Source organism: Streptomyces sp. CNB091, from assembly GCF_000377965.1.
The window spans coordinates 59,152-77,907 of the sequence record NZ_KB899000.1 but is presented as its reverse complement, the minus strand read 5'-3'; the positions used below and the strand labels follow the sequence as shown (position 1 = coordinate 77,907).

At 72.9% G+C, this 18,756-nt stretch carries 15 protein-coding genes; 5 read left to right on the top strand and 10 right to left on the bottom strand.

Annotation, left to right across the window (positions count from 1 at the left end; genetic code table 11):
• Nucleotides 1–144: 144 nt before the first annotated feature.
• The gene (locus D581_RS0119945) at nt 145–2,640 is read left to right on the top strand and encodes an ATP-binding protein (RefSeq protein WP_018958975.1); all 2,496 of its coding nucleotides are present in this window, start codon (nt 145–147) and stop codon (nt 2,638–2,640) included.
• Between the two features lie 85 nt (nt 2,641–2,725).
• Here the strand turns inward: D581_RS0119945 and nucS are convergent, their stop codons facing one another.
• Nucleotides 2,726–3,397, bottom strand: coding sequence for an endonuclease NucS (gene nucS, locus D581_RS0119940; protein ID WP_026290717.1), 672 nt, complete (start codon nt 3,395–3,397; stop codon nt 2,726–2,728).
• Nucleotides 3,398–3,672: 275 nt separating this feature from the next.
• On the opposite strand from nucS, the gene D581_RS0119935 reads away from it, so the two are divergent.
• Complete coding sequence (locus tag D581_RS0119935) at nt 3,673–4,065, top strand: SCO5389 family protein (protein WP_018958973.1); 393 nt, start codon at nt 3,673–3,675, stop codon at nt 4,063–4,065.
• 131 nt (nt 4,066–4,196) lie between these two features.
• On the opposite strand, the gene D581_RS0119930 is transcribed toward D581_RS0119935, so the two are convergent.
• Nucleotides 4,197–5,246 (bottom strand): LLM class flavin-dependent oxidoreductase, encoded by a 1,050-nt coding sequence (locus tag D581_RS0119930; protein WP_018958972.1) that lies wholly within the window; start codon nt 5,244–5,246, stop codon nt 4,197–4,199.
• 212 nt (nt 5,247–5,458) lie between these two features.
• Here D581_RS0119930 and D581_RS0119925 point away from each other — a divergent pair, with 212 nt between their 5' ends.
• Nucleotides 5,459–5,788 carry a hypothetical protein gene (locus D581_RS0119925; protein ID WP_026290716.1) on the top strand — a complete coding sequence of 110 codons (330 nt, stop codon included), beginning with the start codon at nt 5,459–5,461 and terminating at the stop codon, nt 5,786–5,788.
• Nucleotides 5,789–5,909: 121 nt separating this feature from the next.
• Here D581_RS0119925 and D581_RS0119920 read toward each other — a convergent pair whose 3' ends face one another.
• The 7 genes from D581_RS0119920 to mce all read right to left on the bottom strand — a co-directional run bounded on the left by D581_RS0119920 (nt 5,910) and on the right by mce (nt 15,544).
• Nucleotides 5,910–6,761 carry an ABC transporter permease subunit gene (locus tag D581_RS0119920; RefSeq protein ID WP_018958970.1) on the bottom strand — a complete coding sequence of 284 codons (852 nt, stop codon included), beginning with the start codon at nt 6,759–6,761 and terminating at the stop codon, nt 5,910–5,912.
• A complete protein-coding gene (locus D581_RS0119915) occupies nt 6,758–7,894 on the bottom strand; it encodes an ABC transporter ATP-binding protein (protein WP_018958969.1) in 1,137 nt (378 codons plus the stop codon). The genes D581_RS0119920 and D581_RS0119915 overlap by 4 nt, the downstream gene beginning before the upstream one ends.
• A 130-nt stretch (nt 7,895–8,024) precedes the next feature.
• Entirely contained in the window at nt 8,025–8,804 is a 780-nt protein-coding gene (locus D581_RS0119910; protein WP_026290715.1) for an ABC transporter permease, read from the bottom strand.
• Between the two features lie 5 nt (nt 8,805–8,809).
• Complete coding sequence (locus D581_RS0119905) at nt 8,810–9,814, bottom strand: ABC transporter ATP-binding protein (RefSeq protein WP_018958967.1); 1,005 nt, start codon at nt 9,812–9,814, stop codon at nt 8,810–8,812.
• An 84-nt stretch (nt 9,815–9,898) separates the two neighbouring features.
• Nucleotides 9,899–10,837 (bottom strand): coiled-coil domain-containing protein, encoded by a 939-nt coding sequence (locus D581_RS0119900; protein ID WP_018958966.1) that lies wholly within the window; start codon nt 10,835–10,837, stop codon nt 9,899–9,901.
• A gap of 186 nt (nt 10,838–11,023) precedes the next feature.
• Complete coding sequence (gene scy, locus D581_RS0119895; protein ID WP_018958965.1) at nt 11,024–14,917, bottom strand: polarized growth protein Scy; 3,894 nt, start codon at nt 14,915–14,917, stop codon at nt 11,024–11,026.
• 198 nt (nt 14,918–15,115) lie between these two features.
• On the bottom strand, nt 15,116–15,544 hold the full coding sequence (gene mce / locus D581_RS0119890) for a methylmalonyl-CoA epimerase (protein ID WP_018958964.1): 429 nt from the start codon (nt 15,542–15,544) through the stop codon (nt 15,116–15,118).
• A 164-nt stretch (nt 15,545–15,708) separates the two neighbouring features.
• Here mce and D581_RS0119885 point away from each other — a divergent pair, with 164 nt between their 5' ends.
• Nucleotides 15,709–16,884, top strand: a complete 1,176-nt coding sequence (locus D581_RS0119885; protein WP_018958963.1) for an acetyl-CoA C-acetyltransferase — start codon at nt 15,709–15,711, stop codon at nt 16,882–16,884.
• A gap of 40 nt (nt 16,885–16,924) precedes the next feature.
• Nucleotides 16,925–17,893, top strand: coding sequence for a methylmalonyl Co-A mutase-associated GTPase MeaB (gene meaB / locus D581_RS0119880; protein ID WP_199787819.1), 969 nt, complete (start codon nt 16,925–16,927; stop codon nt 17,891–17,893).
• A gap of 82 nt (nt 17,894–17,975) precedes the next feature.
• Here the strand turns inward: meaB and D581_RS0119875 are convergent, their stop codons facing one another.
• Nucleotides 17,976–18,731 carry a PepSY domain-containing protein gene (locus D581_RS0119875; RefSeq protein WP_018958961.1) on the bottom strand — a complete coding sequence of 252 codons (756 nt, stop codon included), beginning with the start codon at nt 18,729–18,731 and terminating at the stop codon, nt 17,976–17,978.
• Between the last annotated feature and the right edge of the window lie 25 nt (nt 18,732–18,756).

Below are 18,756 nucleotides of genomic sequence, written 5' to 3'. Positions count from 1 at the left end.
CATGAATACTGTGCCAAGGTCTAGGGTTCGGCCGTCCGCCGAATGACAACGAACCCATGGGCGGACACCGGACCGGAAGCGACAGCGGGGCGCGTGTGAGGCCGGGCGGGGCGACCGCGCACGACGCGTCTGGGGGACTTTGCGATGGACCCGACACACCGGGCACCCGATGAGTACGGGCAGGGCCACGACCGCTCCGGCGGCGATCCCGGCCACCGCCGGCCGTCCCGCGAATCAGGCGGCGCCGACTTCGGCCCGGGGACACCGCAACAGGTCCGCGTCGTCCAGCTGACCGTCGGCGACCTGCTGCTCACGGTCAACCCCGTCGACGGCAGCGAGGTCGAGTCCTGCCCGCCCGGCTCGGGCCCCGACGCCCCGCTCCGCCGCACCCCCGCCGAACGCGCCGACCACGAACGCGCCGGAGCGCCCCCGGTGCCCGCGGGACCGCCCGCCGCGCAGCTGCCGCTCCTGGAACGCGAAGAGGAGCGCGAACGCCTGGTCCGCCTGCTGGCGCGCGGTCGCAGCGTCCGCCTCACCGGTCAGGCCGGGTCCGGCCGCACCGCGCTGCTGGACGCCGTCGCCGCCGACTGCGCGGACCTGGCCCCCGACGGGGTCGTCCGGCTCAACGGCCGGGGCCGCACCGGCGCCGATCTGCTGCACGCCCTCTTCGACACCGTCCACAAGGCCCCGAACCACCGCCCCGACCGCGACGCACTGCTCGCGCTCGTCCGGTCCATCGGCGCCGTCGTCACCATCGACGACCTGGAGATCGGCGGAGCGGCCCTCGACGAACTGCTCGCCGCCACCCCCGAGTGCGCCTTCCTGCTCGCCGCCACCCCCGAGACCACCACCCCCGGCGTCGACGCCCACCTGGAGGAGGTGCTCCTCGCCGGCCTCGGCCGCGGCGCCTCGCTGGCCCTGCTGGAGAAGGTCGTCGAGCGCCCCCTCACGGAGGAGGAGCGGAACTGGGCGGGCGACCTCTGGTTCGAGTCCGAGGGCCTGCCGCTCCGCTTCGTCCAGGCCGGATCGCTCCTCGTGCAGCGCGACCGGCTGCGCGCGGGCCCCGAAGCCTTCGACGAGTACGACTACTTCGAGCCACGCGCGGACGACGCGCCGCCGGCCCCCGCGGCGCCCGCCGCCGAAGCCCTCGACGTCCCGCTGCCGAGCCTCGGCGAGGGCGCCGCGCCCGCCGTGCTGCTCGCCTCCCGGCTCAGCGAGGCGGCCCGTGCCACCCTGCGCTTCGCCGTCGCCCTCGGCGGCGAGGTGCCCCACCAGGCCCATCTGCCGGCCCTCGTGGGCGACACCCACGCGGACGCCGCGCTCGGCGAGCTCGCCGGCTGCGGCCTGCTCTCCCCGGCCGGCCCCCGCTACCGCCTCGCCGCCGGAGTCCTCGCCCAGCTCGCGGCGGCCGGTTACGAGGACGACGCCGCCGCCCACGCCCGTACCGCCGCCCAGCACTACGCCTGGTGGGCCTCGCACCCCTCGGTCACCCCGGAACGGGCCGTCGCCGAGGCGGACGCGATCGTCGCCTCCCTGGGCCGGCTGGTCCCGGGCGACGAGGCGGGGGCGGCCAGCGCGGCCGTCCTGCTGGCCCGCAGCGCCTCCCCGGCCTTCGCGGCGGGCCTGGGCTGGGGAGCCTGGGAGCGGGCCCTCAGGATCGGCCAGGAGGCCGCCAGGATCGCCGGCGAGGTCGCCGAGGAGGCCTACTTCCACCACGAGTTGGGCGTCCTCGCACTCTGCACCGGCAATCCGGACCGGGCCAGGACCGAGCTGGAGACCTCGATCGGGATGCGCGGCGCCCTCGCCGACAGGTCCGGGGCCGTGGCCGGACGCCGCGCGCTCGCCCTGGTCGCGGACCGCTCCGGCGACTTCGCCCCCCTCGGCCGCACGGCATCGGGCGACGAGGTGCCCACGGTGCGCCAGGACGGTCCGGGGACACCGCCCGGCGGGTTCCCGGGCGCACCGGTGTTCCTGCGGCAGCCGGCCGAGGAGCGGCCCACCGTCGTCTTCCCGCCGCAGCCCGGCCCCGCCGCGCGCAAGGGGGCCGGCCGGGCGGTCCTGGGCGGCGCCCGGCGCAACCTGGCCGCCGCGGGCGCGGGCGCCGTGCTGATCGCGGTGCTCGGCACCGTCGTCACGCTCGGGGTCACCGCGGGCGACGGCGACGAGCCGGGCAGCCGCAACGTCACCACCGAGCAGACGGCCACCGAGGACCCGACCGACGACGGCCTGCCCCCCAAGGAGTCGGAGGACGGCTCCGTCCCGGCCGGGGAGACCACCGGCGGCGAGACGTCCGCGACCCCGAGCGCCTCGGATTCGGCGAGCCCGAGCACCTCCGGCTCCCCGTCCCCGAGCTCCTCCGCGACGGACGGTACGCCGCCGGAGACGGACGACCCGACCGACGACGGGAGCAGCTCCCCGAGCGAGCCGACGCCGACGAGGACCTCGCCCCGGCCGACGGAGACCGACAGCGAGAGCCCGAGCCCCACGCCGTCCGAGTCGGAGAGCGAGTCGCCGGACCCGTCCCCGACGCCCACCGACGACACGGACCCGCCCCCGGCCCAGGGCTCCTCCTCCGCGGTCGGCCCCGCCGAGTCGGCGAGCGCCCCGGAGTCCGAAGCGGCCCCCGATCCGGCGGTCTGAGCGCGCCGCACGGCCGAACGTACGGGGGGGCCGGGTGGCTCACGCTTCCGCGTGAGCCACCCGGCCCCCCCGTTGACGGCGTCGCTCAGAACAGCCGCAGCTTGTCGTCCTCGATGCCCCGCATCGCGTCGTAGTCCAGGATGAGGCAGCCGATGCCGCGGTCCGTCGCCAGCACCCGGGCCTGCGGCTTGATCTCCTGCGCGGCGAAGACGCCCCGGACCGGCGCGAGGTGCGGGTCGCGGTTCAGCAGCTCCAGATAGCGCGTCAGCTGCTCCACGCCGTCGATGTCGCCCCGCCGCTTCAACTCCACGGCCACCGTCTGCCCGTTCGCGTCCCGGCAGAGGATGTCCACCGGCCCGATGGCGGTGGGGTATTCGCGGCGGATCAGGGTGTGCCCCTCGCCGAGGATCTCCATCCGGTCCGCGAGCAGCTCCTGGAGGTGCGCTTCCACGCCGTCCTTGATGAGCCCCGGGTCGACGCCCAGCTCGTACGACGAGTCGTGGAGGACTTCCTCCATCGTGATGATCAGTTTTTCGCCCGCCTTGTTCACCACGGTCCAGACGCCTTCCTCACCGTCGGCGCCCTCCTTCAGGGTGCACGGCGGGGACATCCAGTTGAGCGGTTTGTACGCCCGGTCGTCGGCGTGGATGGAGACGCTTCCGTCCGCCTTCACCAGGATCAGTCGGGGGGCGGAGGGCAGGTGGGCTGTGAGCCGGCCCGCGTAGTCCACGGAGCAACGGGCGATGACGAGACGCATGGTCGGCAACGCTACTCGACGACGGGGGCTCGACGCGATTTCCCCACCCGTCGCCCCCTGTCACTCGGTGCACACCGCGACGCGGCGATGCGGGCTTGCCCCTCTTTGCGCCCCTTCGTTATTGGCCGGTTGTGTTCCCAATCTCCTGGTGCGGCCCCGACTGCGCGCTTACCGTGGAAGCAGGAGGTCGCCGTCCGTGCACGCTGCGTCGTCGCCGCCCCCCTTCCCTGCCCGTAAGGCCCCGGCAATCGCCCGGGGTCGCGAGAGGAGAACCCATGTCGCTCGACGTCTCACCGGCGCTGTTGGAACAGGCCGAGCGAGGCGAGGTCGACGAAGCCGACTTCGTCGACTGCGTCCGGACCTCCCTGCCCTTCGCATGGGAGATGATCAGCTCGCTGGTGGCTCAGTTGAAGGTCGACGGCGGACAGTTCGCCGACAACCAGACGCCGCCGCCGGACGAGCAGGCACGTGGTCAGCTGCTGCGCGCGCTCGCGAGTGATGCGATACGCGGCGCGCTCCAGCGGCACTTCGGAGTGCGCATCGCATTCCAGAACTGCCACCGCGTCGCGGTGTTCCCGCTGGACGCCTCGGTCGACGACCGACTGGCCAAGTTCACTTCGGTGAGGGGCCAGTTGCTCAACCAGTCGCCCGGACTTCGGGACTGCTGAACGCTTCTGCTGCCGCCCCGGGCCGCGGGAGGTGCAACTGGGCCCGGGGCGGCAGCCCCCGCACCGCCGCACTACTCGTCCCACCGGCCTCGGCTGTCGGATGGCTCCGAGGAAACACCGGCATGCGCAGGTCAGGTGAGCAGCGGCAGCACGTCGGCGCCCAGCCGCCGGACGTTCTCCTCGGTCGCCGCGAGATCGCCCGATCCCTCCACCAGGAGGGCGAAGCGCGTGATCCCGGTCCGCTCGGCGGTGGCCGTCAGCCGGTCGGCCGCCAGCCGCGGCGGGCCCACCGGGTGCAGCCCGCACAGCAGTTCCGTGTACGCGACCGGGTCCCGCATCACGCGGTGCCTGCCGTCGACCGTGACATGGGCGTCGAGCCCCTGGCGCAGCCAGCCGGGCATCGACTTCACCAGCAGCTCCGTGGCCTCTCCGGCGCCGTCCTCGATCTGGGCCACCCCGGCGGACACATGCGCGGCCCCCTCCACCACCTCGGGCGGATGGCCGGCCTCCCGGGCGGCCGTACGCCACAGGGCGACCATCTCCGCCTTCTCCTCGTCCCCGCAGTGCATGCCCAGCAGCATCGGCAGCGCCTGCCGGGCCGCGAGCCGCACGCTCTTCGGCGAGGTGCACGCCACGACGACCTCGGGCCCCGCTCCACCCGGCCCCGCGTCGGCCGGGCCCTCCAGCAGCTCGTCCGCGCGCGGCACCACCGCCACCTCGCGGAAGCCGAACCGCGGCCCGGGCCCCGCGACGCGCGGCTCCCGCAGCCAGTCGAGCACCAGGTCGAGCGCCTCGGGGAAGCCGTTCTCGTACGCGTCGAGACCGCCTCCGAACACTTCCAGGTCCACCCATGGACCACCCCGCCCCACCCCGAGCGAGAAGCGCCCGCCGCTGGTCAGATGCAGCAGCGCGGCCTGCTCGGCGAGCGCGACCGGGTGGTGGTTGGGCAGCACGCTGACCGCTGTGCCGACCCGGATTCTGCGGGTGCGGCCCAGCAGCAGCGCCGCCAGCGTGGTCGCGGACGGGCAGACCCCGTACGGCACGAAGTGGTGCTCGGCCAGCCAGACCGAGTCGAGACCGCTCTCCTCCGCCGCCTCGGTGGACCGGACGGCCCGGTGCAGGGCCTCACCGGGCCCCTGTCCCGGGAACTGGGCTGCCAGAACGAACGTTCCGATGCGCATCGCCTATTGCCTCCTTGCGGCCGACGCGTTTCTCCCCCACCGGCAACAACGTCTGACACGTGCCAAAGGCACGGTCCCGGCGGAAGTTGTTGCGATTTTCCGCTAACTCATCCCACTGCCGAACAGAGCCGCCGGACAGCCCGAACGCCGCCCCCGACGCCAGGCTCTAGGCTTGGGCGGAACCGTGTCCGATCCGCCCCGTGAGGTGTCCTGTGTCCCCGCGCCGTAACCGCCCCCGTGGTGGCGAGACTCCCGACGAACACCCCGGCTCGGCGCTCGGCAGGTACGGCGGGGGAGGGGCCACCGAGAGCTGGCAGGGCGAGGAGTGGTCGGTGCGCCCGGTCAGCGGCGCGAGCGCCCAGGGCAAGCGGTACCGCTGCCCCGGCTGCGACCAGGAGATCCCCTCCGGGGTCCCGCACCTCGTGAGCTGGCCCGAGTTCGGCGGCATCGACGACCGCAGGCACTGGCACAAGGCGTGCTGGAACGCGAAGGACCGCCGCACCACCCGGGTGCAGCGGTCCCGGAACGCTCCGCGCTATTGAGGGCGACCGGCCCCGTCGACCTCAGGCCTCGCGCGGCCCCTTCAGGCCTCGCGCGATCCCCTTGGGCCTCGGCGCGATCCCCTTGGGCCTCGCGCGGCCCCCTTGGGTCCCGCTCGGTCCCTCAGACGTCGCGCCGGTTCAGTATCGCGACGGCCCCGCACAGAACCGCGGCGGCCAGGCCCAGCATCAGCAGCGGCGGCTCCCAGCCGGTCGGACCGGTACTGGTCATCGTCGTGCCGTATATCCCGCCGATCTGGTTGGGGATCGAGTAGTCGATCAGGAAGTGCCGAAGGCCCCGCAGGCTGTCGTCGAACATGAACAGCGCGAGGACCAGGGGCGCCAGCACCACGCCGATCATGATGGTGATCGCACCCGCCGAGTGCCGCACGATCGCGCCGACCCCGAGCGACAGCAGGCCGAGGGCCGCGAGATAGAGCCCGACACCGGCCGTGGCGAGCGCCCAGTCGCCGCCCGACGCCGCGGGGCCGTCCAGGATCAGGGTCTGGAGCGCCGCCACGACCGCGGAGGTCACCGTCGTGACGGCGAAGGACAGCGTGGCGAAGACGATCGCCTTCGCCGCGAGCACCCGGCCCCGGCTCGGGCAGGCTGTCAGCGTCGTACGGATCATGCCGGTGCTGTACTCGGACCCGATGGTCAGCACACCGAGCGTGATCACACAGATCGAGCCCAGCAGCACCCCGAAGAAGCCGAGGGCCAGGACCGGCTCGTCCGGCATACCGCCGCCGCTGTCCGCTGCCAGCAGCAGCGCGGTGCCCGGCCCGATCGTCAGCATCAGCGTGATCATCACGCCGAGCGTCCAGATCGTGGCGCGCACGGAACGGATCTTGGTCCACTCCGATGCGACCGCGTCGCCGAGGGTGGCGGGCCGGATCGGGATCGGCGACTCGTAGGAGCCCGGCGGGCCGGCGTCCGGCGCCTGCTGGTGGGCCCGCGGGGTGGCCGGCGTCGTCATCGGAGGTCCTCGCTCGTCTGCTCTCCGGCCGCGGCGGCGGAAGAGGGCTCGGCTTCGGGGGCGGGCGCCGCGGGTGCGGGGCCCCGGCCCGGAACGGGCGGCGGCGGGGCGTACCAGCCCTCCTGCGGCACCGCCACCGGCTCGGGGTACACGAAGCTGTCGGCGCTCCCGTACGCGTCCTGGGGGAGCGGCTCCACGAGCCCCTTCTTGGCGTCGTCCGTCGAGCGGTAGTCCACCAGGCCCTGCGTGAGGCGCATGTACGCCTCCTCCAGGGAGGCCTGGTGCGGCGACAGCTCCCAGAGCCGTACGTCGCAGCCGTGGGCCAGGTCACTGATCCGCGGCAGCGGCAGCCCGGTGACCCGCAGCGCGCCGCCCGGCTCCGTCATGACCCGGCCGCCCGCCTCGATGAGCGAGGCCGTCAGCTTCTGCCGCTCCTCGGGGCCGTCGTCCGGCACCCGGACCCGGGCGAAGTCGGCGGAGTTCGCGGAGATGAAGTCCGTGACGCTCATGTCGGAGAGCAGCCGGCCGCGCCCGATCACGATCAGGTGGTCGGCGGTGAGGGCCATCTCGCTCATCAGGTGGGACGAGACGAAGACCGTGCGTCCTTCGGCGGCGAGCGCCTTCATCAGGTTGCGGACCCAGTGGATGCCCTCCGGGTCGAGACCGTTGACCGGCTCGTCGAACAGCAGCACCTGCGGATCGCCGAGCAGCGCCGCCGCGATCCCGAGCCGCTGCCCCATCCCGAGCGAGAAGCCCCTGGAACGCTGCTTGGCGACGTCCTGGAGGCCGACGACGCCCAGCACCTCGTCGACCCGGGCCGCCGGGATGCCGGCCAGCTGGGCCAGGGCCAGCAGGTGGTTGCGGGCGGTGCGTCCGCCGTGCACGCCCTTGGCGTCCAGCAGGGCGCCCACCTGGCGCGGGGCGTTCGGCAGGTCGCGGTAGGGGTGGCCGCCGATCGTGACGTGACCTGCGGTGGGGCGGTCCAGGCCGAGGATCATGCGCATGGTCGTGGACTTGCCCGACCCGTTCGGACCGAGGAACCCGGTGACGGCCCCCGGCCGCACCTGGAAGGAAAGGTCGTCCACGGCCGTCTTCGCGCCGTAGCGCTTGGTCAGGCCGACTGCCTCGATCATTCTCCAGCCCCATCGACTCACTCTGTCGTTCGGGGCTCGGGCCGCCCGGCCGCGCACCCCCGTAAGAGTTAGGAGGATAACCAGGCGGTGACGGTTCCGGCCAAGTTGCGCACAGCGTGCTACCGGGCCGTTACGCGTCCCGCTTCTTCAGGACGAGGAAGCCGCCGAGCACCGCCGCCAGTACCCAGAGCGCCATGATCCCGAGCCCCGCCCAGGGGCCGTACGGGGCCGGGTCGCTGTTCAACGCGTCCGGGACGACCTGCATGATCTTCGACCCGGCCTGGTCGGGGAAGTACCGGGCGACGCTCTTGGCGCCCGGCACCGCCGCGAGGATCTGCGAGACCAGGAAGAAGAACGGCATCAGGATGCCGAGCGACAGCATGGAACTGCGCAGCATCGCCGCGACCCCCATGGAGAAGATCGCGATCAGCCCCATGTAGAGCCCGCCGCCGACGACCGCGCGCAGCACGTTCTCCGCGCCGATGTCGGTGCCCCGGTCGCCGAGCATGGCCTGGCTCAGGAAGAAGGAGACGAAGCTGGTGAGCAGCCCCACGGCGAGGGCCAGCACACCGGCCACCGTGATCTTGCTGAGGAGGAAGGTCCCGCGCTGGGGCACCGCCGCCAGCGAGGTGCGGATCATGCCGGAGCTGTACTCGGTGCCGACCACGAGCACCCCGAACACCACCATCGCGAGCTGGCCGAGAACGGTCCCGGAGAAGCTGACGAAGGTCGGGTCGAACGTGGCCTGCTCAGCCTCCGAGAGGTCGTCGAACGTAGCGTTCAGCAGGGCGCTCAGCGCCGCGCCCATCACGACCGTGACGGCGAACGCGGCGATGAGGGTCCAGGTCGTCGAGGAGACCGACCGGATCTTGGTCCATTCCGAGGTGAGAACCGCGGGTACCGATGCCATGGTCGTCACGCCCCCTTGCCGTCGGTGTCGCCGGTGCCCCCGGGCTTGTTCCAGTTCTCGCCCCAGCCGGCTCCCACCGCGGGTGGTTCGACCGCCGGGTCCCGTTCCGAATGGGCGTGGTACTCCACCGAACCGGCGGTCATCTGCATGAACGCCTCCTCCAGGGAGGCCCGCTGGGAACTCAGCTCGTGCAGCACCAGCTGGTGCCGGGCGGCCAGCTCACCCAGCTCCTCGGTGGTGGCGCCGTCGATCTCCAGGACGCCGCCCGCCGTCTCGACGGCGGTGAAGCCCTCCTGGTGCAGCACGTCGCGCAGCCGCTCCTGCTGCGGGGAGCGCAGCCGCGCGTAACTGCGGGAGTTCTCGTGGATGAAGTCCGCCATCGAGGTGTCGGCGAGCAGCTTGCCCTGGCCGATCACGATCAAATGGTCGGCGGTCAGCGCCATTTCGCTCATCAGGTGGGACGAGACGAAGATCGTCCGGCCCTCCGACGCGAGCGCCTTCATCAGATTGCGGATCCAGTGGATGCCCTCGGGGTCCAGTCCGTTGACCGGCTCGTCGAACATCAGGATCTCGGGGTCGCCGAGCAGTGCGGACGCGATGCCGAGCCGCTGGCCCATGCCGAGGGAGAACCCCTTGGACTTCTTCTTCGCCACCGCGCTCAGCCCGACCATGTCGAGCACCTCGTCCACCCGGCTGCTCGGGATGCGGTTGCTCTGCGCCAGGCACAGCAGGTTGTTGTACGCGCTGCGGCCGCCGTGCATCGCCTTGGCGTCGAGGAGCGCCCCGATGTACTTCAGTGGCTCCTGGAGTTCGCGGTAGTGCTTGCCGTCGATGCGGACCGTACCGCTGGTCGGGTTGTCGAGATCGAGCATCATCCGCATCGTGGTGGACTTGCCCGCCCCGTTCGGGCCGAGGAAGCCGGTCACGATGCCCGGTCTTACCTGACACGACAAATGATCGACGGCGATCTTGCTGCCGAAACGTTTGGTGAGTCCCTCGAGCTCGATCATGCGTTCACGCTAGAACGCCCGAGCGCCCGGCGCCACCACAAGGGCGGAACCGGGCGCACACGGGGGGACTACACGCGCCGGGGGTCAGCGGGTCTGCTGGGCCGGGACACCGCGGGTGGCGGGCTCGTCCTCCACCGGGGAGCCGGCGGCGGCCACGGCGGCGCCGGTCAGCGTCGCCAGCATCTCGCGGACGTTGGTCAGCTGCGCGTTGATCGAGTCGCGGCGGTTGGTGAGCGCCGCCAGCTCGCGCTCCGACTCGCTGCGGATCCGGTCGGCCTTGGCGTTGGCGTCGGCGACGATGTCCTCGGCCTGGCGCTGGGCGGTCTCCACCGTCTGGCGGGCCCGGCGCTCGGCGTCCGTGCGGAGCTTCTCGGCCTCCAGGCGGAGCTGCTCGGCGCGGTGCTCGATCTCGGCGAGACGCTTCTCGGCCTTGGCCTGGCGGGACGCGAGGTCGCGCTCCGACTGCTCGCGGCGCTTGGCGAGGTTGGTCTCGAAGTCGGCCGCGGCCTGGGCGGCCTTGGCGCGGGTCTCCTCGAAGAGGGCGTCGGCCTCCTCGCGCTTCTGCTGGGCGTCCTTCTGGGCGTCGGTGCGGAGCGTGTTCGCCTCGCCCTGGGCCTTCTCGACGATGCGGACGCCCTCGTCCTCGGCCTTCGCCTTGCGCTCGGCGGCGAACGACTCGGCGTCGTTGCGCACCTGCTGGGCCGCCGACTCGGCGAGCTCCCGGTGCTGCTCGGCCGCGCGGCGGGCCTCCTCGCGCAGGTCCTTGGCCTCCTCCTCGGCGAGGCGGAGAATCTTCTCGACACGGGCGCCGAGACCGGCGTACGACGGCTCGGCGTCGTTTACCTGGGCCTGGGCGTTCTGCGTTTCGAGGTGCAGCTCCTCGATGCGCTTTTCCAGAGAGGTGATTCGGGCCAGTGCACTGTCACGGTCGGCGACGAGCTTGGTGATGCGGTCGTCCACCTGACCGCGGTCGTAGCCTCGTCGCACGAGCTCGAAGCCGAAGGGGGAGGAAGGGTCACTCATGAGGTTCCTGTCGAATGAGACCGGTGAGGTGATAGGGGGAATCCTAGGGGCCATGGCGGCGTGTCAGCGTGAAGATGCCGGTTTGATCTGGAGAATGACACCCCTTTTGAGTGGCTGACCCCAGGAGTGCTTGCCACTCGGAGGGTTGAATGTCCATGACGAAGCACGGCACGCAGCGCGGATCGACTACCGCTCGGACGACTTGCCCCCCGACCGAGTGCCCGCCGCCGCCGGAGCCTTGGCGCCCCCCGCGGAACCGCCGCCCGCTTTCCCGCCCCCGGTCGGAGCCTCGAAAGACTCCAACGCCTCCAGCACGTCCTGGACACGGGAGATCTCCGCGTTGATGTCCTCGCGCCTGCGCACCAGGACGTCCAGCTCGCGCTTGCCCTCGTCGACCGTCTGCTTGGCCTCGGCCTCGGCGTCGGCGCGCAGCTTCTCCGCCTCGCGGATCAGCAGGGCCTTCTTGGTCTCGGCCTCCTTCAGCAGCGACTCGGCCCGTTTCACCGCGGCGATACGGACCTTGCTCGCCTCCGAATTGGCCTGCGCCATCAGCTCCTTGGCCTTCGCCTCGGCCTCGTCGCGCTGCTCGGTCGCCGCCTTCATCAGGTTGTCGACACGCTCGCCGGCGGTCTTCATCTGCTCGGACGTCTCCCGGCGGGCCCGCTCGTGCAGCTCCTCGATCTCGCTCTCCAGCCGGGCCCGCAGCTCCTCGGCCCGCTCCCGGATCGCCGTCGCGTCGCGCCGTGCGCCGACCAGCAGTTCGTCGGCGTCGGTACGGGCGCGCTCGACCAGGGTGTTGCCCTCGACGGTCGCCTCCGAGGTGATGCGTACGGCCTCCTTGCGGGCCGCGCCGACCATCGTGTCGGCCTGCCCCTCGGCCTCGGTGGCCGTACGCAGCGCCTCTTCCCGCGCCTTGTTGATGAGCTGGTCCGCCTGCTCGGCCGCGTCCGCCCGGCGCTTGGCCGCCGCCTCGCGGGCCTCGTCCAGCAACCGGTCCGCCTCCTGGCGGGCCTCCGAACGCATCTCCTCGGCCGCCGACTCCGCCTCCGCGTGCAGCCGTGCCGCCTCCTCGCGGGTGCGGGCCGCGTGCTCCTGCGCGGAGCCGAGCCGCTCCGCCGCCTCCGCGCGCAGCCGCTCGGACTCGCCGGTCGCCTCGGCCAGCATCCGGTCCGCCTGCTCCGTGGACTCGGCCCGGCGGCGGTTGGCCTCCGTGGTGGCCTCGACGACGAGCTGCTCGGAGGCCTGGGCCGCCTCGTTGCGGACGCGTTCGCTCTCGTTGGACGCCTCGGCCATCAGCCGGTCCGACTGGGCCGCCGCCTCCGAACGGATCCGGTTGGCGTCCTGCCGGGCCTCGGCACGGGCCTTCGACGCGTCCTGCTCCGCCGACGCCAGCGCGTCGGACGCCTCGGTGCGCATCCGCTGGCTGTACTCGGAGGTGTCGGCGCGCAGCCGCTCCGACTCACCGATCGCGTCGGAGACCGTCCGCTCGGCCAGCGCCTTCGCGGCGTCGGTCTCCTCCTCGGCCTCCCGCCGGAGACGGGCCGCCTCCTCGTTCGCCTCGCGGCGCAGCCGGACCGCGTCCTCGGCGGCCCGCTCCCGCTCCGCGTGCGCGTCGGAGCGGACCCGGTCCGCCTCCTCCTGCGCCTCGCTCCGGGTGCGTTCCGCGACGTGCTCCGCCGTCGAGCGCAGCCCGGCGATCTCCTCCTCGGCCTGCTCCTGAAGGCCCGCGACGGAGTCCCGTACCTGCTGGGCCGTCTGCTCGGCCGCCGTGACCAGCTCGGTCGCCCGGGCGTCCGCCTCCTCGACCAGCCGATGCGCCTCGGCCTGGGCCTCCGCGACCCGCTTGCGGGCGGAGGCGAGCAGCTCCTCGCTCTGCTCGCGGGCCCGCTCGCGCTCCTGCTCCGCCTCGGTCCGGGCCGCGCCGAGGATCTCCTCGGCCTCCCGGCGGCGGCGCGTGGCCTCCTCCTGGGCGGCGTTCAGCGCCTCGGCGGCCTCGGCGGCGACCCGCTCGGCGGCGGCCGCGGCCTCCGCGCGCACCCGGTCGGCGCTCTCCTGCGCCTCGGACTTGAGCCGCTCCGCCTCGGCGGTGGCCTCACCGCGCAGCCGTACAGCGAGGTTCTCGCCCTCGGCACGGGCCTTGGCGGCGTCGGCCGCCGCCTCGTCGCGCAGCCGCTCGGCCTCCGCCCCGGCCTGCTCGGTCAGCGCCCGTGCCCGCTCGGCGGCCTCCGCGCGCTGCCGCTCGGACTCCTCGCTCGTCTCGCGGCGGATCCGCTCGGCCTGGGTCCGGGCCTCGCCGAGCGCCTCCTCGGCCGCGGCGAGCCGGGAATCGGCCTCGGTGTGCAGCCGGGTCAGCTCGTCGGCGGCCTCGGCCTGCCGGGCGGCGACACCGCGCTCGGTCTCCTCGCGCAGCTCGGTCGCGGCCCGCTCGGCCTCCTCCGTGACGGCCGCCGCCTGCTCCTCGGCCTCGGCCCGCAGCCGGTCGGCCTCGGCCCGGGTGCGCTCCAGCGTCTCCTCGGCCTGCTTGCGCAGGGTCGCGGCCCGCTCGGCGGCCTCGGCGCGGATGCGCTCGCTCTCGCCGTTCGCCTTGGTGCGCAGCTCGTCCGCGTCGGAGCGTGCCTCGGTCAGCAGCTCCTCGGCGGTGCGGGCGCCCTCCTCCAGCTGCTGGACCGCCTCGCGGCGGGCCTCGCCCCGGATCCGCTCGCCCTCGGCGACCGCCTCGGAGCGCAGCGTCTCGGCCTCGCCGCGTAGCCGGCGGGCCTCCTCCTGGAGCTCGACCGTCTTGGCCCGGTACTCCTTGGTGTCGTCCTTCGCCGCGCCCTTGAGCTCGTCGGCCTGCTCGGCGGCCTCGCCGCGCAGTCGGTCCGCCTCGGCCTCCGCCTCGCGGCGGATCCGCTCGGCCTCCTCGCTCGCCGCCCTCGTCGTCGACTTCGCGTCATCGGAGGCCTTGGTGAGCACCTCCTCGGCGCTGCGGGCCGCCTTCGCCAGCTGGGCGGCGGCGTCCTCGGCGGCGACCGTACGGGCCTTCTCGCCCGCCTCGGCGACCAGCCGCTCCGCTTCGGCGCGGGCGTCGACGAGCGCCTGCTCGGCCTCTTCCTTCAGCGCCTCGGTGCTCTTGGTGGCCTCGCCGACCAGCCGGGCGATTTCCGACCTGGCCGTACGGGTGCGCTGTTCGTTCTGCGACTCGGCGGCGGCCAACTGCTTGGCGGCGGCGTCCTTCGCCTCGGCGAGGAGCTTCTCCGCCTCCAGACGGGACTCGCGCAGCCGGGTCTCGGCCTCCGAGAGGCGCTGCTCGGCGGACCGGTTCAGCTCGGCGGTCTGCCGGCGGGTCTGGGAGGTCTCCGCGGTGGTGCTGGAGCGCAGCTGCTCCGCGTGGCTGGTGGCCTCCTGCGCTTGGGCGGAGGCGGCCCCGAGGAGCCGCTCGGCGTCCTTGCGGGCGCGCAGCAGGATCGCTTCGGCCTCGGCCCTGGCGGTCTCGGTCTCCGAGCCGGCCCGCCGACGGGTCTCCTCGGCCAGCCGGGCGGCCTCGTCGCGGGCGGCGGCCAGCGCCTGTTCGGCCTCGGCGCGGGACTCCTCCAGCAGCCGGCGGGCCTGTGACTCGGTGCGGGCGCGCAGCTGTTCGGCCCAGGCGACGTTCTCGTTGACGTGCGACTCGACGGTCTGGCGGCGCTCCGCCAGCTCCTGGTCGAGCCGCTGCCTGCGCTGGACGGCCTCGGCGTGCAACTCGGCCTGCAGGCGCGCCTGGTGCTCGGCGTGCTCCTGGAGGATCCGCTGTGTCTGGGCCCGGGCCTCGCGCAGCTCGCGCTCGGCGTCGCCGCGCATCTGCTCGGCCTGGGCCTGCGCGTTCCGCAGCATCTGCTCGGTCTGGTAGCCGATGTCCGCGCTGTCGTAGGCGGGACGGGTCGCGAGATTGCGCCGGGCCTCGTGCAGCTTGGCACGCAAGACCTCGACCTGGTAGCCGAGGTCCTCGGCGTGCTGGACGGCCTTCTCCCGGTCGGTCTTCAGCCGGTCCATCTCGGCTTCGAACCGCGAGAGATGGTCGTCTTCAGCGAGGTGGCTCTCCTGGCGTTCGTAGCCCCGCACTGCGCGGTCCCATCCTTCCCCGAGCTCAACTTAGTTCGAGCGGGGGAGACCCCTACCCTGGTCGCGACTCTCCGCACGAGCTGCTCGTCGGCGTGAGTCCCCCGGGGAATGGTGACAGACGAACGACGAGGACGCGGTACGGCCCCGACCCGGCCCCGGCCCGGAACCGCCCACTCTACCGGGCCGGGTATGCGGTGGTCAGTGCTCCGCCCGGCTCGTGACCAGTTCGGTCAGGACACCGTGGCAGTCCTTGGGGTGCAGGAACGTGATCCGGGACCCCATCGACCCCGTCCTGGGCTCGTCGTACAGCACCCGGACGCCCTTCTCGCGGATGTCCGCGGCGTCCCCGTCCACATCCTCCGTACCGAAGGCGATGTGGTGCACGCCCTCCCCGTTCTTCGCCAGCCACTTGCCGACGGCCGAGTCCTCCCGGGTGGGCTCCAGCAGCTGGAGGTAGGAGGCCCCGCCGTCCGAGGTCCCGTTGATCCTGAGCATCGCCTCCCGGACGCCCTGCTCCTCGTTGATCTCGGAGTGGTACACCTCGAAGCCGTACGTGGCCCGGTAGAACTCGACCGTCCTGTCCAGGTCGAAACAGGCGATCCCGATGTGGTCGATTCGCGTCAGCATGGATCCAGTGCAGCGCCACCGCCATGGTTACGCAACGTGCGCGCCGTCACACCGGTTGCCGGATGACGGGCGCGACACCGCTCAGTACATTCAGGTAAACCCTCGTTCACATCCGATCCCAAGGGGCCGTGCCCATGCCAGCAACGACCGGTACCACCACCTCAGTGATCGTCGCGGGCGCCCGGACGCCCATGGGCCGCCTCCTCGGCTCCCTCAAGAGCTTCTCCGGCGCCGACCTCGGCGGCTTCGCCATCAAGGCCGCCCTGGACCGGGCCGGCATCGGCGGTGACCAGGTGCAGTACGTGATCATGGGTCAGGTGCTCACGGCCGGTGCGGGCCAGATGCCCGCCCGGCAGGCCGCGGTCAAGGCCGGCATCCCGATGAACGTCCCCGCGCTCACCGTCAACAAGGTGTGTCTGTCCGGGCTCGACGCCATCGCGCTGGCCGACCAGCTCATCCGCGCCGGGGAGTTCGACGTGGTGGTCGCGGGCGGTCAGGAGTCCATGACCAACGCCCCGCACCTGCTCCCCAAGTCCCGTGAGGGCCACAAGTACGGCGCGATCGGGATGCTGGACTCGATGGCGCACGACGGGCTCACCGACGCGTACGAGAACATCCCGATGGGAGAGTCCACCGAGAAGCACAACGGCCGCCTCGGGCTCGACCGCGCCGCCCAGGACGCGATCGGCGCGCAGTCCCACCAGCGGGCCGCCGCCGCCCAGAAGAACGGCCTCTTCGAGGCGGAGATCACCCCGGTCGAGATCCCGCAGCGCAAGGGCGACCCGGTCCTCTTCGCCAGGGACGAGGGCATCCGCGCCGAGACGACCGCGGAGACCCTCGGGAAGCTGCGCCCGGCCTTCGCCAAGGACGGGACGATCACCGCCGGCACCTCCTCGCAGATCTCCGACGGCGCCGCCGCGGTCGTCGTGATGAGCAAGGCGAAGGCGGAGGAGCTGGGCCTCGACTGGATCGCCGAGATCGGCGCCCACGGAAACGTCGCGGGCCCCGACAACTCCCTCCAGTCGCAGCCCTCGAACGCCATCCGGCACGCCCTGAAGAAGGACGGCCTCGGCGTCGAGGACCTCGACCTGATCGAGATCAACGAGGCGTTCGCGGCCGTCGCCGTCCAGTCCATGAAGGACCTGGGCGTCACCTCGGACAAGGTCAACGTCAACGGCGGCGCCATCGCGCTCGGCCACCCCATCGGCATGTCAGGCGCCCGGATCGTCCTGCACCTGGCCCTGGAGCTGAAGCGGCGCGGCGGCGGCACCGGCGCGGCCGCGCTGTGCGGCGGCGGCGGTCAGGGCGACGCGCTGATCATCCGCGTTCCGGGCAAGTAGTACCCGTACGGATTCCGGGCAGGGCAAGGCGAACGGAGCGGTGAACGTGGACGTGGATGTCCCCACGCTGGTCGAGCAGGCGCGAGCAGGCAGGCCGCGTGCGGTGGCCCGGCTGATCTCGCTGGTGGAGGGGGCGTCCCCGCAGCTGCGGGAGGTGATGGCCGCGCTGGCGCCGCTGGCGGGCCACGCCTACGTCGTCGGGCTCACGGGCTCGCCGGGCGTCGGCAAGTCCACCTCCACCTCGGCGCTGGTCTCCGCCTACCGCCGGGCGGGCAAGCGGGTCGGCGTCCTCGCCGTCGACCCGTCCTCGCCGTTCTCCGGTGGGGCGCTGCTGGGCGACCGGATCCGGATGGCGGACCACGTCTCCGACCCGGGCGTCTACATCCGCTCGATGGCGACCCGGGGCCACCTGGGCGGCCTCGCCTGGTCCGCGCCGCAGGCCATCCGGGTGCTGGACGCGGCGGGCTGCGACGTGATCCTCGTCGAGACGGTCGGCGTCGGCCAGTCCGAGGTGGAGATCGCCTCCCAGGCCGACACCTCGGTCGTGCTGCTCGCCCCGGGCATGGGCGACGGCATCCAGGCGGCCAAGGCCGGGATCCTGGAGATCGGTGACGTCTACGTGGTCAACAAGGCGGACCGGGACGGCGCGGACGCCACCGCCCGCGAGCTGAACCACATGCTGGGCCTGGGGGAGGCCCGGGGCCCCGGCGACTGGCGCCCCCCGATCGTGAAGACGGTCGCCGCCCGGGGCCAGGGCACGGACGAGGTCGTCGAGGCGCTGGAGAAGCACCGGGCGTGGATGGAGGAGCACGGCGTCCTGGCCGAACGCCGCACCGCCCGTGCCGCGCACGAGGTCGAGACGATCGCCGTCACCGCGCTCCGCGAGAGGATCGCCGACCTGCGCGGCGACCGCCGGCTGCACGCCCTGGCCGAGCGCATCGTGGCGGGGACCCTGGACCCCTACGCGGCGGCCGATGAGCTGGTGGCGGGGCTGACGGGAAGCTCCTGAGCGACACGACGAAGGCCCTCGGAGCGGCGTGTGCCGCTCCGAGGGCCTCCTTCTGGTTTACGTGTGCCCGCCCGGGCTCCCGTCAGCTGTCGTCGCCGTCCCGGTCATCCCGGTCGTCGCCGCGGTCGTCGTCCTTGTCGTCCGCGCGGTCGTCGTCCTTGTCGTCCGCGCGGTCGTCCCGGTCGTCGTCGTCGCCGTCGTCGTCGTGGTCCACGGTGACCTTGCCGGTCTTCGCGTCGACGCTCAGCTCGTGCTGCTTGCCGTCCTTGCCCGTGATGTCGATGTCCCAGCGCAGGACGTTGCCCCGGTTGTCGTCGTCATCGTCATCGTCGTCCAGGTCGATCGACGTGACGCTGCCCGGCGCGGTCTTCAGAGCCGCGTCCACCGCCTCGTTCAGGGTGACGGCGGAGGAGCGGGGCGCGTGGTGGTCGCGGTCGTCGTTGTCGTCGTCGCGGGTCTTCAGGACCTTGCCGTTGCCGGCGTCCACCGTCACGTCGTGCCACTTCTTGTCGGAACCGCGGACGTCCAGCTCCCAGACCGCGCGGTCGTTGTCGTCGTCGTCATCGTCCAGCTCGGCCTCGGTGACCGTGCCCGGGACGCTCTTCAGGGCGGCGGCGACGGCCTGGTCGAGGGTGACCCGGGTGCTCTTCGCGGCGGCCGGGGCCCGGTCGTCGGAAGCGTCGTCCGTGCGGTCGTCGGAGTCGTCGGCGAGGCTCACGGCGCTCACGCTCCCGGCGGGCGTACGGCCGCCGTCGTCCGCGAAGGCGACGGTGGCGGCGGTGGTGCCGCCGATGAGCACGGCCGCGGTGATCGCCGCGATGGTGACGTTGCGCTTCATGAGGGTTCCTCCCGAGAGCTGCTGC

Coding starts and splice junctions, on each gene's coding strand:
- D581_RS0119945 (WP_018958975.1), top strand. CDS start 145: ATGGACCCGACACACCGGGCACCCGATGAGTACGGGCAGGGCCACGAC.
- nucS (WP_026290717.1), bottom strand. CDS start 3,397: ATGCGTCTCGTCATCGCCCGTTGCTCCGTGGACTACGCGGGCCGGCTC.
- D581_RS0119935 (WP_018958973.1), top strand. CDS start 3,673: ATGTCGCTCGACGTCTCACCGGCGCTGTTGGAACAGGCCGAGCGAGGC.
- D581_RS0119930 (WP_018958972.1), bottom strand. CDS start 5,246: ATGCGCATCGGAACGTTCGTTCTGGCAGCCCAGTTCCCGGGACAGGGG.
- D581_RS0119920 (WP_018958970.1), bottom strand. CDS start 6,761: ATGACGACGCCGGCCACCCCGCGGGCCCACCAGCAGGCGCCGGACGCC.
- D581_RS0119915 (WP_018958969.1), bottom strand. CDS start 7,894: ATGATCGAGGCAGTCGGCCTGACCAAGCGCTACGGCGCGAAGACGGCC.
- D581_RS0119910 (WP_026290715.1), bottom strand. CDS start 8,804: ATGGCATCGGTACCCGCGGTTCTCACCTCGGAATGGACCAAGATCCGG.
- D581_RS0119905 (WP_018958967.1), bottom strand. CDS start 9,814: ATGATCGAGCTCGAGGGACTCACCAAACGTTTCGGCAGCAAGATCGCC.
- D581_RS0119900 (WP_018958966.1), bottom strand. CDS start 10,837: ATGAGTGACCCTTCCTCCCCCTTCGGCTTCGAGCTCGTGCGACGAGGC.
- mce (WP_018958964.1), bottom strand. CDS start 15,544: ATGCTGACGCGAATCGACCACATCGGGATCGCCTGTTTCGACCTGGAC.
- D581_RS0119875 (WP_018958961.1), bottom strand. CDS start 18,731: ATGAAGCGCAACGTCACCATCGCGGCGATCACCGCGGCCGTGCTCATC.